Source organism: Pulveribacter suum (assembly GCF_003013695.1).
GTDB classification, from domain to species: Bacteria; Pseudomonadota; Gammaproteobacteria; order Burkholderiales; family Burkholderiaceae_C; genus Melaminivora; species Melaminivora suum.
Window position 1 is genome coordinate 2,227,413 of record NZ_CP027792.1, and the last position, 14,260, is coordinate 2,241,672.

16 protein-coding genes and 2 tRNA genes are annotated in these 14,260 nt (G+C 66.5%); 3 read left to right on the forward strand and 15 right to left on the reverse strand.

Going from position 1 to position 14,260, the window contains the following annotated elements; translation table 11 throughout:
- Nucleotides 1–31 precede the first annotated feature (31 nt).
- Nucleotides 32–1,081: a quinone-dependent dihydroorotate dehydrogenase gene (locus C7H73_RS10220; RefSeq protein ID WP_106846550.1), complete on the forward strand. Its 1,050-nt coding sequence runs from the start codon at nucleotides 32–34 to the stop codon at nucleotides 1,079–1,081.
- A 73-nt stretch (nucleotides 1,082–1,154) separates the two neighbouring features.
- On the opposite strand, the gene C7H73_RS10225 is transcribed toward C7H73_RS10220, so the two are convergent.
- The 15 genes from C7H73_RS10225 to uvrB all read right to left on the reverse strand — a co-directional run bounded on the left by C7H73_RS10225 (nucleotide 1,155) and on the right by uvrB (nucleotide 12,293).
- Complete coding sequence (locus C7H73_RS10225; RefSeq protein WP_106846551.1) at nucleotides 1,155–1,454, reverse strand: hypothetical protein; 300 nt, start codon at nucleotides 1,452–1,454, stop codon at nucleotides 1,155–1,157.
- Between the two features lie 2 nt (nucleotides 1,455–1,456).
- On the reverse strand, nucleotides 1,457–1,852 hold the full coding sequence (locus C7H73_RS10230) for a phage holin family protein (RefSeq protein WP_106847625.1): 396 nt from the start codon (nucleotides 1,850–1,852) through the stop codon (nucleotides 1,457–1,459).
- Between the two features lie 31 nt (nucleotides 1,853–1,883).
- Nucleotides 1,884–2,192 (reverse strand): DUF883 domain-containing protein, encoded by a 309-nt coding sequence (locus C7H73_RS10235; protein WP_106846552.1) that lies wholly within the window; start codon nucleotides 2,190–2,192, stop codon nucleotides 1,884–1,886.
- A gap of 86 nt (nucleotides 2,193–2,278) precedes the next feature.
- Complete coding sequence (locus C7H73_RS10240; protein ID WP_106846553.1) at nucleotides 2,279–3,379, reverse strand: NAD(P)/FAD-dependent oxidoreductase; 1,101 nt, start codon at nucleotides 3,377–3,379, stop codon at nucleotides 2,279–2,281.
- A gap of 83 nt (nucleotides 3,380–3,462) precedes the next feature.
- Nucleotides 3,463–3,537 (reverse strand) — tRNA-Val (locus C7H73_RS10245).
- Between the two features lie 31 nt (nucleotides 3,538–3,568).
- A tRNA-Val gene (locus C7H73_RS10250) sits at nucleotides 3,569–3,643 on the reverse strand.
- 41 nt (nucleotides 3,644–3,684) lie between these two features.
- On the reverse strand, nucleotides 3,685–4,401 hold the full coding sequence (dnaQ, locus tag C7H73_RS10255) for a DNA polymerase III subunit epsilon (RefSeq protein ID WP_106846554.1): 717 nt from the start codon (nucleotides 4,399–4,401) through the stop codon (nucleotides 3,685–3,687).
- Between the two features lie 4 nt (nucleotides 4,402–4,405).
- On the reverse strand, nucleotides 4,406–4,741 hold the full coding sequence (gene fdx, locus C7H73_RS10260) for an ISC system 2Fe-2S type ferredoxin (RefSeq protein ID WP_106846555.1): 336 nt from the start codon (nucleotides 4,739–4,741) through the stop codon (nucleotides 4,406–4,408).
- A 39-nt stretch (nucleotides 4,742–4,780) separates the two neighbouring features.
- On the reverse strand, nucleotides 4,781–6,655 hold the full coding sequence (gene hscA, locus C7H73_RS10265) for a Fe-S protein assembly chaperone HscA (RefSeq protein WP_106846556.1): 1,875 nt from the start codon (nucleotides 6,653–6,655) through the stop codon (nucleotides 4,781–4,783).
- A gap of 39 nt (nucleotides 6,656–6,694) precedes the next feature.
- A complete protein-coding gene (gene hscB / locus C7H73_RS10270; protein ID WP_106846557.1) occupies nucleotides 6,695–7,213 on the reverse strand; it encodes a Fe-S protein assembly co-chaperone HscB in 519 nt (172 codons plus the stop codon).
- Nucleotides 7,214–7,394: 181 nt separating this feature from the next.
- A complete protein-coding gene (gene iscA, locus C7H73_RS10275) occupies nucleotides 7,395–7,718 on the reverse strand; it encodes an iron-sulfur cluster assembly protein IscA (RefSeq protein WP_106846558.1) in 324 nt (107 codons plus the stop codon).
- 13 nt (nucleotides 7,719–7,731) lie between these two features.
- Nucleotides 7,732–8,136, reverse strand: a complete 405-nt coding sequence (gene iscU, locus C7H73_RS10280) for a Fe-S cluster assembly scaffold IscU (RefSeq protein ID WP_106846559.1) — start codon at nucleotides 8,134–8,136, stop codon at nucleotides 7,732–7,734.
- A gap of 33 nt (nucleotides 8,137–8,169) precedes the next feature.
- Complete coding sequence (locus C7H73_RS10285) at nucleotides 8,170–9,390, reverse strand: IscS subfamily cysteine desulfurase (protein WP_106846560.1); 1,221 nt, start codon at nucleotides 9,388–9,390, stop codon at nucleotides 8,170–8,172.
- Nucleotides 9,391–9,444: 54 nt separating this feature from the next.
- Nucleotides 9,445–9,981, reverse strand: coding sequence for a Fe-S cluster assembly transcriptional regulator IscR (iscR, locus tag C7H73_RS10290; protein ID WP_106846561.1), 537 nt, complete (start codon nucleotides 9,979–9,981; stop codon nucleotides 9,445–9,447).
- A 224-nt stretch (nucleotides 9,982–10,205) separates the two neighbouring features.
- Nucleotides 10,206–12,293 (reverse strand): excinuclease ABC subunit UvrB, encoded by a 2,088-nt coding sequence (uvrB, locus tag C7H73_RS10295; protein ID WP_106846562.1) that lies wholly within the window; start codon nucleotides 12,291–12,293, stop codon nucleotides 10,206–10,208.
- Nucleotides 12,294–12,401: 108 nt separating this feature from the next.
- Between uvrB and C7H73_RS10300 the strand changes: the two genes are divergently transcribed.
- On the forward strand, nucleotides 12,402–13,598 hold the full coding sequence (locus tag C7H73_RS10300; RefSeq protein WP_106846563.1) for an amino acid aminotransferase: 1,197 nt from the start codon (nucleotides 12,402–12,404) through the stop codon (nucleotides 13,596–13,598).
- A 245-nt stretch (nucleotides 13,599–13,843) separates the two neighbouring features.
- On the forward strand, nucleotides 13,844–14,248 hold the full coding sequence (locus C7H73_RS10305) for a hypothetical protein (protein WP_106846564.1): 405 nt from the start codon (nucleotides 13,844–13,846) through the stop codon (nucleotides 14,246–14,248).
- Nucleotides 14,249–14,260 lie beyond the last annotated feature (12 nt).

The following is a 14,260-nucleotide window of genomic DNA, read 5'->3' on the forward strand; positions in this document are numbered from 1 at the left end:
AAATCGCAAACAGTTCACCCGGATTATCCCCATGTCTCTTTTGCCCTATGCGCTGGCGCGCCCATTCCTTTTCGGCCTGGACCCTGAAGCCGCACACGACCTGACCCTGGGCATGCTCGCCCGCGGCCAGGGCACGCTGGCCCAGGCCGCATGGAGCCAGGAGGCCGTGGCCGACCCGGTGCAGCTGGCCGGCCTCACTTTCCCCAACCGCGTGGGCCTGGCCGCGGGGCTGGACAAGAACGCCCGCTGCATCGATGCACTGGCCGCCATGGGTTTCGGCTTCGTCGAAGTCGGCACCGTCACCCCGCGCCCGCAGCCCGGTAACCCCAAGCCGCGCATGTTCCGCCTGCCCCAGGCGCAGGCCCTCATCAACCGCCTGGGCTTCAACAATGACGGGCTGGACGCCTTCGTCGCCAACGTGCAGCGTTCGCGTGTGCGCACGCAAAAGACCCGGCCGCTGCTGCTGGGCCTGAACATCGGCAAGAACGCCAGCACCCCGATCCAAGAGGCCACGAGCGACTACTTGGCCTGTCTGAACGGCGTGTACCCGCACGCGGACTACGTCACGGTGAACATCAGCTCGCCCAATACCCAGAATCTGCGCGCGCTGCAAAGCGACGAGGCGCTGGACGCACTGTTGTCGGCCATCGCCGACGAGCGCGAGCGCCTGGCTGCCGTGCAAGGCCGGCGCGTGCCCCTTTTCGTGAAGATCGCGCCCGACCTGCAGCCTGAACAGGTCGAAGTGATCGCCGCCACGCTGCAGCGCCACGGCATGGACGGCGTGATTGCTACCAACACAACAATAGCCCGTGACGCAGTGCAGGGCCTGCGCCATGCTGGTGAAACCGGCGGCCTGAGCGGCGCCCCGGTGCGCGAGGCCAGCAACCGCGTCATCCGCCAGTTGCGGGCCGCTTTGGGCCCGGCGTTTCCCATCATCGGTGTGGGCGGCATCCTGAGTGCGCAGGATGCGGTGGACAAGATTCGCTGCGGCGCAGACGTGGTGCAGATCTACACCGGCCTGATCTATGAAGGCCCGGTCCTTGTGGCGCAGGCTGCGCGCGCGATCAAGGCTGTGCGCTGAGCGCCAACGACAAGGGCCGCACGAGGCGGCCCTGGGTACGTTTGCGCTGAAAGAAAAGCGCTGCTGCGGGGCTTCAGCGCCGCATGCGCGACACCAGCGGAATGAGCAGGCCGGCCACCCGGATCAGCCGGCGTGGCCCGGCCACCAGTGCCAGCGCAGCAGCCCCGGCCACGAAGGTCGGGTGCAGCTTGGCAAAGGCCAGCAGCCGCGTGGGCAACGATGAGTCGGGATCGACCCCTGCGCGTGCTTGAACGATCGCACGCGTCTGGCGATAGGCTTCGCGCCGCGCGCGCAGGCGCTCGCGCTGCACGAGGATGCGGTCCAGCACCTGCTGCTGCTCAGGAGTGGCGCCGGGCATTGGTTTTGCGCTCATGGCTACAGCTTTCCCTTGATGAGTTTCCAGTCATTACCCAGTTCGCGGCGCGAGAAGGCAAAGGCATTGCCCAGCTTCTTAGCCAGCGACACGATGGTGATGAGTACCGCCACGCAGGCCACCAGCCAGCCGCCTGCCAGCAGCCAAGCTACCAACGCCCTCTGCGGAGAGTCCCAGAACTGCACCAGCACGGCCAGGGACAGGAGCAGCAGCGCCAGCACTGCCAGCGCCCCGAACAGGATGACCATGACGATCATCAACCCCAGGCGCCGCTTGAGTTCATCGAACTCCAGCCGAGCCAGGGTGATGCGGTCTTCCGCGGCGATTGCCCCTTCGATAGCAGCAGCGCGCCAGCGCGCCACCCAGCCTTCCAGGCCCAGCATTGATAGCCAGTTCATGGGCTCCTTCTCTTTCAGCGTGCGGCGGCGCTCAGCGGCGGGCCAGCAAAAAACCGACCAGCGCACCCACGGCCACGGCGGCCGTCGCCACGCGCCAGGGTTCATCATGGGCGTAGCGGTCGGCCGCGCGGGCAGCATCGCGCGCCTGGCTGGCAGCGTCCTGAGCGGCGCGCACGGCCGTGTCACGCACGGTGTCGATCCCGTCGTCCAGGCGCTGGCGCAGCTGCCTGATCTGCGGAATGCTGTCGAAATCCTTGCTGGACATCAGGCTGCGCAGGTCGCCTACCAGGCGCTCCAGCTCGCCCTGGGTGTTGGAGATCGTGTCGGATACGGAGGTCATAGACAGGCCTTTCTTCATTGGGCTCAACAGTAAAACCCCGCCCGCACGGAGTGTGTAGGCGGGCGCCCCCATCTTACGCCGTCCTGTTACAACTCCAGCATCTGCGCCACATGCTCGCCGATGGCCAGTGCGCTGGTCAGGCCCGGGGATTCGATGCCGAACAGATTGACCAGCCCAGACACGCCATGCTCGCGCGGGCCCTGGATGAGGAAGTCCGCTGCCGGCTCATGCGGACCGTGGATCTTCGGGCGGATGCCGGCGTAGCCCGGCGCCAAGCTGCCGTCCGGAAGGCCGGGCCAGTACCGGCGCACCTCGGCATAGAAGCCCTCGGCGCGGTGCGGCTCCACCGCCAGGTCGTCCGGGCTCTCCACCCACTGCACGTCCGGGCCGAAGCGCGCTTGGCCCCCCAGGTCCAGCGTCAGGTGCACGCCCAGGCCGGCGGCCTGCGGCACCGGGTAGATCAGGTGGCCGAAGGGTGCGCGACCGGCCAGGCTGAAGTAGCTGCCCTTGGCAAAGGCTGCCCGTGGCACGTGCCGGCTGTCCAGCATGGCAAAGCGCGCAGCCAACAGCGGCGCCTGCAGACCGGCTGCGTTGACCACGCTGCGAGCGGCCAGCAGCGTGCCGTCGGCCGCTTCCAAAACAATAGCTGCTTGCGCTTGCCTGGCGCGGCTTACAGGCGAATTGAGTGCCAAAAGACCGCCCGCGTTCTCCAGGTCGCCCTGCAGTGACAGCATGAGGGCGTGGCTGTCCACGATGCCGGTGCTGGGCGACAGCAGCGCGGCGTGGCACTGCAAGGCGGGCTCCAGCTGCTGTGCCTGCGCCTGGCTCAGCCACTGCAGGTCGTGCACGCCGCTGGCCTGTGCGCGCGCCTGGATGGCCTGGAGGGCCTTGCCCTGCTCGGGGGATGTAGCGACGATCAGCTTGCCGCAGCGCCTGTGCGGCAGGCCGCGTTCGGCCAGGTAGTCGTACAGCAGCGCCTTGCCGCGCACGCACAACCGCCCTTTCAGCGAGCCCGGCGGGTAGTAGATGCCGGCGTGGATGACCTCGCTGTTGCGCGAGCTGGTCTGGGTGCCGATGGCGCCCTCTGCCTCCAGCACCAGCACGTCGCGCCCGCCCAGGGCCAGCGCACGCGCCACAGCCAGCCCCACCACGCCCGCGCCGATGACGACGCAATCCACCTGGTCCATGCAGCCCCTTCGCCGCCCGGCAGTCGTGCGGCCATGAAAAAAGGGCCTGGAATCGCTTCCGGGCCCTTGGTTTCAAAGATGTCTGGTGGGTGATACATGGATCGAACATGTGACCCCTGCCGTGTGAAGGCAGTGCTCTACCGCTGAGCTAATCACCCCTGGCCACGGCATGCGCCATGGCCAAGAAACTGGTGGGTGATACATGGATCGAACATGTGACCCCTGCCGTGTGAAGGCAGTGCTCTACCGCTGAGCTAATCACCCGCGCCGCGCTGTGCGACAAGCCCGCGATTATGGCACAGGTTTCAGGCCGCAACAGACAAAGTGCGCCAGACCGTCTTGCCGTCGCTGGCCTTGTCGATCTGCGCCAGCACGTCCTCGTGGGCGGCCAGCTCCTGCGGCGTGGCCACCAGAACGGGCAACGCAAACTGGCTCAGGTCCACGGACGACAGCGGCTGGCCGTCCGCGCCGGAGCCGGCGTCGTCCATGATCAGCAGCGCGTCCTGCCCGCGCGTGAGGTTGATATAGACGTCCGCCAGCAGCTCGGCGTCCAGCAGCGCGCCGTGCAGCTGGCGGCCGGAGTTGTCCACGCCCAGGCGGTCGCACAGCGCATCCAGCGAATTGCGCTTGCCCGGGTACATCTCCTTGGCCATCGCCAGGGTGTCGGTGATGCTGTCCACGTGTTCGCCCAGCGGCGGCAGGCCCAGCAGCTGCAGCTCCTTGTCCAGGAAGCCGACGTCGAAGCTGGCGTTGTGGATGATCAGCTCGGCGCCGCGCAGGTAGTGCAGGATGTCCTGCGCGCAGGCATCAAAACGCGGCTTGTCCTGCAAAAACTCGGTCGTGATGCCATGCACGCGCAGCGCGTCGGGGTGGCTGTCGCGCCCCGGATTGAAGTACAGGTGCAGGTTGTTGCCCGTGAGCTTGCGGTGCACCAGCTCCACGCAGCCCAGCTCGATGATGCGGTCGCCGCCCTCGGCCGACAGGCCGGTGGTCTCGGTGTCCAGGACGATCTGGCGGGTCATCGCCTCAGCTCTCGCGCGCGTGGTTGATGGTGTATTTGGGGATTTCCACCGTCACGTCGTCCTGCGCCAGGATGGCCTGGCAGGACAGGCGCGACTGCGGCTCCAGGCCCCAGGCGCGGTCCAGCAGGTCTTCCTCCTCCTCCTCGGCCTCGTTCAGCGAGTCGTAACCCTTCCTCACGATGACGTGGCAGGTGGTGCAGGCGCAGCTCATGTCGCAGGCGTGCTCGATGTTGACGCCGTTTTCCAGCAGCGCCTCGCAGATCGACGTGCCGGCCGGGGCGCTGATCTCGGTACCCTCGGGGGCGTATTCGGGATGGGGCAGGATCTTGATGACGGGCATGGTGCTTGGGTTCTTGCTTTCTTTGCGTTGTCTCGTGCGTCAGAGCGTGTCCACGCTCTTGCCGGCCAGGGCCTTGCGGATGCCGCGGTTCATGCGCTGCGCGGCAAAGCCCTCGGTGCCCCTGGCCAGGGTGGTGGTGGCGGCCTCCACCTCGGCGGCGCTGGCGCCCGGCTGCAGCGCCGCGCGCAGTGCCTGCATCAGCGCGTCGATGGCTTCGCGCTCGGCAGCGTCCAGCACGTCGCCGTCCGCATCCAGGGCGCTTTGCGTGGCGATCAGCAGGCGGTCAGCGTCCACGCGCGCCTCGGCCAGGGCGCGGGCCTGCATGTCCTGCTGGGCGGTGGCAAAGCCGTCCTGCAGCATGCGGGCGATCTGCTCGTCGGACAGCCCGTAGGAGGGCTTCACGTCGATGCGCGCCTGCACGCCGCTGCCCTGTTCGCGCGCCTCCACGCTCAGCAGGCCGTCGGCGTCCACCGTGAAGGTGACGCGGATGCGCGCCGCGCCGGCCGCCATCGGCGGAATGCCGCGCAGCTCGAAGCGCGCCAGGCTGCGGCAATCCTGCACCAGGTCGCGCTCGCCCTGCACCACGTGGATGGCCAGGGCCGTCTGGCCGTCCTTGTAGGTGGTGAAGTCCTGCGCCTTGGCCGTGGGAATGGTCTCGTTGCGCTGCACGATGCGCTCGACCAGGCCGCCCATGGTTTCGATGCCTAGCGACAGCGGGATCACGTCCAGCAGCAGCAGGTCGCCCGCGCCGTCGTTGCCGGCCAGCTGGTTGGCCTGGATGGCGGCGCCCAGGGCCACCACCTCATCCGGGTTCAGGTTGGTGAGCGGCTCGCGGCCGAAGAAATCGGCCACGGCGCGCTGCACCTGCGGCATGCGTGTGGAGCCGCCCACCAGCACCACGCCCTGCACGTCATCCCGGCCGATCTGCGCGTCGCGCAGCGCGCGGCGCACAGCGGCCAGCGAGCGCTGGGTCAGCGCCTCGGTGGCTGCGGCAAACTGCGCGCGGTCCACGTCCAATTGCCGGTTCGCGCCCGCCAGTTCTGCGCTGAACGCTACGCTTTCTTGAGCAGTCAGCGCCTCCTTGGCGGCCCGCGCGGCCAGGCGCACGGCGGCCTTGTCGGCCGGCGTGTCGGCGCTCATGCCCAGGCGCTGCAGGGCCCAGGCGGCCAGGGCGGAGTCGTAGTCATCGCCGCCCAGGGCCGAGTCGCCGCCGGTGGCGATCACCTCGAAAACGCCGTGGGTCAAACGCAGGATGGAGATATCAAAGGTGCCGCCGCCCAGGTCATACACGGCATAGACGCCCTCGGCGGCGTTGTCCAGCCCATAGGCGATGGCCGCCGCCGTGGGCTCGTTGATGAGGCGCAGCAGGTGCAGGCCGGCCAGCTGGGCGGCGTCCTTGGTGGCCTGGCGCTGGGCGTCGTCGAAGTAGGCAGGCACGGTGATGACGGCGCCGTACAGGTCGGCGTCGAAGCTGTCCTCGGCGCGCTGGCGCAGCGTGGCCAGGATCTCGGCGCTGATCTCCACCGGCGATTTGGCACCGGCGGCCGTCTGCAGGCCGAGCATGCCGCCCTCTCCGGACGCTTGCGGCTGCACGAAGTCATACGGCAGGCTGCCCGCGTCGGCAATGTCAGCCAGCGCGCGGCCCATGAAACGCTTGGCCGAGGCGATGGTATTGGCCGCGTCCTGGCGCTGCATGGCCAGGGCCTGGTAGCCGATCTGCCGGCCACCGCCTTGCAGATAGCGCACCACGGAGGGCAGCAGCACCCGGCCCTGCTCGTCCGGCAGGCACTCGGCCGTACCGCTTTTCACCGCAGCCACCAGCGAGTGGGTGGTCCCCAGGTCGATGCCCACGGCAATGCGCCGCTGGTGCGGGTCAGGCGACTGGCCGGGCTCGGAAATCTGCAATAGCGCCATGTAGTTGTTTCTTGTTCCGTGGGTTCTTGGGGCAACCGGCTATTGTCCCTGTTGCTCCCGGCGCTGCTCGATGTCATGGGCGAATCGCGCAATGAACATGAGGGCTCTGACCTCGCGGGCGGCGCCGGCCCAGTCCTGCTGCTCGTCGATGAGCTGCGTGAGCCGGGCGGTGGCGGCGTGGCGCTCAGCGGCCATGTCGCGCTCCAGCGCATCCAGCTGTGCGGGGGTTTCGCCCTCTTGCAGCGCCTCGCGCCACTGCATCTGCTGCATCAAGAACTGCGCCGGCATGGCCGTGTTGTCTTCGGCGCGGATGGGCGCGCCGTGCAGCTCGCACAGGTAGGCGGCGCGTTTGAGCGGGTCTTTCAGGCGCTGATAGGCCTCGTTGATGCGCACCGACCACTGCATGGCCACGCGCTGCGCAGCCGGCCCTTGAGCGGCGAAGCGGTCGGGGTGGGCCTCGCGCTGCAGCTCCTTCCAGCGGGCGTCCAGCTGGGCACGGTCCTGCGCGAAGCGGCGCGGCACGGCGAACAGTTCGAAGTCGTCGGATTGCAGGTTCATATCAAAAATGTGAGCATCTCCCGCTCGTCCAGCGTGGTCTTTCGATAGTTTTCACGCTCAAACCGTTTGCAGTCAAGCGCTAGCAGCTATTGTTTTTGAAGCGCGGTCGCAAGAAAAAACCGCCAGCACGCGATGCGGTGGCGGTTCGTCGTACGGGCGCACCAGCGGCGGGGCCCGGCTCTCAGACCCGAAAGCTCTCGCCGCAGCCGCAGCGGTCGCGCTCGTTGGGGTTGTTGAACCTGAAACCCTCGTTCAGCCCCTCGCGCACGAAGTCCAGCTCGGTGCCGTCGATGTAGGCCAGGCTCTTGGGGTCGATCAGGAGCTTGACGCCGTGGTCCTCGAACACCACGTCGGCCGGGTCCTGCTCGTCCACATACTCCAGCTTGTAGGCCAGGCCCGAGCACCCAGTGGTCTTGATGCCCAGCCGCACGCCCACCCCCTTGCCGCGACGCGACAGGTAACGCGTCACGTGCCGGGCGGCGGCTTCGGTCAGGGTGATCGCCATGTGGTGCTCCCGCTCAGGCCAGCGCTTCGGCGGCAGCGCCGTGCTTGGCCTTGTAGTCGTTCACGGCGGCCTTGATGGCATCCTCGGCCAGGATGGAGCAGTGGATCTTCACGGGCGGCAGCGCCAGCTCCTGGGCGATCTCGCTGTTCTTGAGCGCCGCGGCCTCGTCCAGCGTCTTGCCCTTGACCCATTCGGTCACCAGCGACGACGAGGCGATGGCCGAGCCGCAGCCGTAGGTCTTGAAGCGCGCGTCTTCGATCACGCCGGTGTCGGGGTTGACCTTGATCTGCAGCTTCATCACGTCGCCGCAGGCCGGTGCGCCGACCATGCCGGTGCCCACCGTCTCGTCGCCCTTGTCGAACGAGCCGACGTTGCGCGGGTTTTCGTAGTGGTCGATGACCTTGTCAGAGTAAGCCATGGTGTCGTTCTCCTATTCCTTGTCTTGCCGCAGTCAGTGGGCCGCCCACTGGATGGTGCTCAGATCGACACCGTCCTGGTACATCTCCCACAGCGGGCTCAATTCGCGCAGCTTGGCCACGTTGTGGCGGATGGTCTGCACGGCGTAGTCGATCTCTTCCTCGGTCGTGAAGCGGCCGATGGTCATGCGCAGGCTGCTGTGCGCCAATTCGTCGCTGCGGCCCAGGGCGCGCAGCACGTAGCTCGGCTCAAGACTTGCCGAGGTGCAGGCCGAGCCGCTGGAGACCGCCAGGCCCTTGATGCCCATGATCAGCGACTCGCCCTCGACGTAGTTGAAGCTCATGTTCAGGTTGTGCGGCACGCGGCGTTCCAAGTCGCCGTTGATGAACACCTGCTCCACGTCCTTCAGGCCGCTGAGCAGGCGCTGCTGCAGCGCACGCACCTTGGCCGCGTCCTGCGCCATCTCATCCTTGGCGATGCGAAACGCCTCGCCCATGCCGACAATCTGGTGCGTGGGCAGCGTGCCCGAGCGCATGCCGCGCTCGTGGCCGCCGCCGTGCATCTGCGCCTCCAGGCGCACGCGGGGCTTGCGGCGCACGTACAGCGCTCCGATGCCCTTGGGGCCGTAGGTCTTGTGCGATGCCAGGCTCATCAGGTCCACGGGCAGCGTCTTCACATCGACTTGGACCTTGCCAGTGGCCTGCGCTGCATCGACGTGCAGCAGCACGCCCTTTTCGCGGCAGATGGCGCCGATGGCTGGGATGTCCTGGATCACGCCGATCTCGTTGTTCACGAACATGACGCTGGCGAGGATCGTGTCCGGGCGGATGGCGGCCTTGAAGGTCTCCAGATCCAGCAGGCCGTTTTCCTGCACATCCAGGTAGGTCACCTCGAAGCCCTGGCGCTCCAGCTCGCGCATCACGTCCAGCACGGCCTTGTGCTCGGTCTTGACCGTGATGAGGTGCTTGCCCTTGCCCTGGTAGAAGTGCGCTGCGCCCTTGATGGCGAGGTTGTTGGACTCGGTGGCACCGCTGGTCCAGACGATCTCGCGCGGGTCTGCGCCGATCAGGTCGGCCACCTGGCCGCGGGCCTTTTCCACGGCCTCTTCTGCCTCCCAGCCCCAGGCGTGGCTGCGCGACGCCGGGTTGCCGAAGTGCTCGCGCAACCAGGGGATCATCGCGTCCACGACGCGCGGGTCCACGGGGGTCGTCGCGCCGTAGTCGAGGTAGATGGGAAAGTGCGGGGTCATGTCCATGGCTGGCTCAGGCTGCTTCCGGCTGGCGTTGTGTAGAGATCGGGGCAAACGGCATTACGACTTGGCAAACGCGTTGCCAAGGGCGAACACCGAGTTCGGGGCGTTCACGCGGATGGGCTTGACCACCGGCGTGGTCGAGATGGCGCGGCGCGTGACCGGCTTGTCCTCGATCTGAATACCCTTGGCCAGCTGCTCGTCCACCAGCTTTTGCAGCGTGACGGAATCCAGGAACTCGACCATGCGCTGGTTCAGCGCGGCCCACAGCTCGTGCGTCATGCAGCGGCCGGCCTCGCCCAGGCAGTTTTCCTTGCCGCCGCATTGCGTGGCGTCAATAGGTTCATCCACCGAGACGATAATATCGGCCACGGTGATATCGCCGGCCTTGCGGGCCAGCGTGTAGCCGCCGCCAGGGCCGCGGGTGGACTCCACCAGCTCATGGCGGCGCAGCTTGCCGAACAGCTGCTCAAGATACGACAGGGAAATTTGCTGGCGCTGGCTGATCGCCGCCAGCGTGACGGGGCCGTTGTTCTGTCGCAGGGCCAGGTCAATCATGGCGGTGACCGCAAAACGGCCTTTGGTGGTGAGACGCATCGCAAGCTCCTTCAAGGTCAGGCTTGATCGTTATGAAACGCCTTGGGCAGCAGCTCGCGCTGGCCTTCGGCACCGTCCCCGCCCTTCTGGCCCCATGCGCACGGCATAGGGTTTGTTCTCTGTCGTGGGGTTATTTCTTCTGAATGTTTGACGCGATTGTAGCACAAATCCCGATCTTTTTTGTCGGGTAAGTAAACTCGTCAGTCGCATTCTTGCCTGAGCGGTCACAGCACGGCGTGATCTCCGCCGTGAGCGCCGAACACGCGGTCCTTGAGCTTGGCAAGCTGGTCGCGCGTGCGCGCCGCCTGTTCGAACTCCAGGTTGCGCGCGTGTTCCAGCATGCGCTTTTCCAGCCGCTTGATCTCGCGCGCGATGTCCTTCTCGCTCATCTCGTCCAGCTCGGCCTGGCGGGCAGCGTCCTGCTCCAGCCGGTGCGCCTCCTGCCCGGCTTTTTCGCTGTACACGCCGTCGATCAGGTCGCGCACCTGCTTGACGATGCTGCGCGGCGTGATGCCCATGGCCTTGTTGTGCGCAATCTGCTTGGCGCGGCGGCGCTCGGTCTCGCCGATGGCCTTCTTCATCGACTCGGTGATCCGGTCGGCATACAGGATGGCCTTGCCGTTCAGGTTGCGCGCCGCACGGCCTATGGTCTGGATCAGGCTGCGCTCGGCGCGCAAAAAGCCTTCCTTGTCCGCGTCCAGGATGGCCACCAGCGACACCTCGGGGATGTCGAGGCCCTCCCTCAGCAGGTTGATGCCCACCAGGACGTCGAAGGCGCCCAGGCGCAGGTCGCGGATGATCTCCACCCGCTCCACCGTGTCGATGTCCGAGTGCAGGTAGCGCACCTTGACGCCGTTGTCCGTGAGGTAGTCGGTCAGCTGCTCGGCCATGCGCTTGGTCAGCGTGGTGATCAGCACGCGCTCGTGCTTGTCCACGCGCAGGCGGATTTCCTGCAGCACGTCGTCCACCTGGTGCGTGGCGGGGCGCACCTCGACCAGCGGGTCCACCAGGCCGGTGGGGCGCACCACCTGGTCCACCACCTGGCCGGAGTGCTCCTGCTCATACTGGGCCGGAGTGGCCGACACGAAGATCACCTGGCGCATGCGGGCCTCGAACTCCTCGAACTTGAGCGGCCGGTTGTCCAGCGCCGAAGGCAGGCGAAAGCCGAACTCCACCAGCGTGGTCTTACGCGAGCGGTCGCCGTTGTACATGGCACTGAGCTGCCCGATCATCTGGTGGCTCTCGTCCAGGAACATGAGGGCGTCCTTGGGCAGATAGTCCGTCAGCGTGCTGGGCGGGGCACCCACCGGCGCACCCGACAGGTGGCGGGTGTAGTTCTCGATGCCCTTGCAGTGACCCACCTCGGCAAGCATCTCCAGGTCAAAGCGCGTGCGCTGCTCCAGGCGCTGGGCTTCCACCAGCTTGCCCTCGCGCTCAAAGAAGCTCAGCCGCTCGGCCAGCTCGGCCTTGATGGTGTCCACGGCGGTCAGCACCTTGTCGCGCGGCGTCACGTAGTGGCTGCTGGGATAGACGGTAAAACGCGGAATCTTCTGCTGCACGCGGCCAGTGAGCGGGTCGAACAGCTGCAGGCTTTCCACCTCGTCGTCGAACAGCTCGATGCGGATCGCCAGCTCGGAGTGCTCGGCCGGGAAAACGTCGATGGTGTCCCCGCGCACGCGGAACTTGCCGCGCGAGAAATCCTGGTCATTCCTCTGGTACTGCATGCGGATCAGCTGCCCGATCACCTCGCGCTGGCCCAGCTTGTCGCCGGTGCGCAGCGTCATGATCATGCGGTGGTAGCTCTCGGGCTCGCCGATGCCGTAAATGGCCGACACCGTGGCCACGATGACCACGTCGCGCCGCTCCAGGATGCTCTTGGTGCACGACAGGCGCATCTGCTCGATGTGCTCGTTGATGGCGCTGTCCTTCTCGATGAACAGGTCGCGCTGGGGCACGTAGGCTTCGGGCTGGTAGTAGTCGTAGTAGCTGACGAAATACTCCACCGCGTTCTTGGGAAAGAACTCGCGGAACTCGCTGTACAGCTGCGCCGCCAGGGTCTTGTTGGGCGCAAAGATGATGGCCGGGCGGCCCAGCCGGGCGATCACGTTGGCCATGGTGAAGGTCTTGCCCGAGCCGGTCACGCCCAGCAGGGTCTGGAACACCTCGCCGTCCTGCACCCCCTCCACCAGCCGGTCGATCGCCTCGGGTTGGTCGCCCGCCGGCGGATAAGGCTGGTAGAGATGAAAGGGCGAGCCTGAGTACTGGACGAACTGCCCGCTTTCGGTGGCCGGCTCGGTGATGACTTCGTGCATGGGTAGGTGCGCGATGCGCGGCGCATCGCTCGTAAAATCTTGGATTGGCTGCGGCTTCCAGTATCTGGCGGCGGCCGCCGAGATTTCCACCCCATCCTAGGACTTTTCATGTCTCTGTTTTCCGCCGTCGAAATGGCCCCGCGCGATCCCATCCTGGGCCTGAACGAACAATTCAACGCCGACCCCAACCCGAAGAAGGTCAACCTGGGCGTGGGCGTGTATTTCGACGACAACGGCAAGCTGCCGCTGCTGCAGTGCGTGCAGGCGGCCGAGAAGGCCATGATGGAAAAGCCCGCGGCGCGCGGCTATCTGCCGATCGACGGCATCGCCGCCTATGACAACGCGGTGAAGGCCCTGGTCTTCGGCGCCGATTCCGATGTGGTCAAGTCCGGCCGCGTGGCCACCGTGCAGGCCATCGGCGGCACGGGCGGCTTGAAGATCGGCGCGGACTTTTTGAAAAAGCTCAACCCGCAAGCCCGTGTGCTGATCTCCGACCCGAGCTGGGAGAACCACCGCGCCCTGTTCGCCAACGCCGGCTTCGAAGTCGGCACCTACACGTACTACGACGCGGCCACGCGCTCCGTCAATTTCGACGGCATGCTGGCCGACCTGCGCGCCGCAGAGCCCGGCACCATCGTGGTGCTGCACGCCTGCTGCCACAACCCCACCGGCTACGACCTGACGCCTGAACAGTGGGACCAGATCATCCCCGTGGTGCAGGAGCGCGGCCTGGTCGCCTTTCTGGACATGGCCTACCAGGGCTTCGGCCACGGCATCAAGGAAGACGGCGCCGTCATCGGCAAGTTTGTCGCCGCCGGGCTGAACATCTTTGTGTCCACCTCGTTTTCCAAGAGCTTTTCGCTGTACGGCGAGCGCGTGGGCGCGCTGTCGGTGGTGGCCGCCGACAAGGACGAGGCCGCGCGCGTGCTGTCGCAGCTCAAGATCGTCGTGCGCACCAACTACTCCAACCCGCCCACCCACGGCGGCGCGGTGGTGGCTGCGGTGCTGAACGACCCCGCGCTGCGCGCGCAGTGGGAGCAAGAACTGAGCGAGATGCGGGTGCGCATCAAGGCCATGCGCCAGACGCTGGTGGACGGCCTGAAGGCCGCCGGCGTGCAGCAGGACATGTCCTTCATCACGCAGCAGATCGGCATGTTCAGCTACTCCGGGCTGACCCGCGACCAGATGGTGCGGCTGCGCGATGAGTTCGGCGTCTATGGCACCGACACCGGCCGCATGTGCGTGGCCGCGCTGAACAGCAAGAACATCGACTACGTCTGTGCCTCGATCGCCAAGGTCATATAAGCGCGGCCAGCCTGCGCCCGCCCCAGCGCGAACCGCCTTAAGGCGGTTTTTTCATGCCCGAATTGTTGCGTTCAACTATTAAAAACATAGCTGCCCGCGCTTTCTGGACGTGCGTTGTCACCGTTTTCTATTCGCGAATCGCCCAGCGCGCCGCTGTCCGACAAGTGCGGCGCACCCACCCTGACACAGCTCAATTCGGTGCGCCGCTCCAATGGCAGCAGCTTTGTTCCTTGGAGACCCGCACCATGAAACCTTTTGCCCTGACACCGGAGATGACCTCCAGCTCCGGCACCTTCTACCCCACCGGTTACGTCTTTGCACTGTTCAAGGACGAGCAAGCCGCTCGCAACGCCGGACAGCAACTGCGGGACGCCGGGCGCAACGACGTGGCGTACGCCACCTCGCATGACGTGATGGAGCATGTCGTGCGCACGCTGGGCAATGCCGACGATCCGCTGCCCTCGGTCGGGGCAGAAGGCGTCATCGTGCGCCGCATTGCCGAGCTGGCCAGCGGCGGCGGCCACGCGCTCATGTTCGAAGCGGCGGACGGCGATTCGCCCGACAGCCTGCGCACGCTGCTGCAGTCGCTTTCGGCGACAGCAGGCTTTTATTACCGCCGCCTGATCATCGAAGACCTGATCGCCACCTGAGCGGCCAGCGCG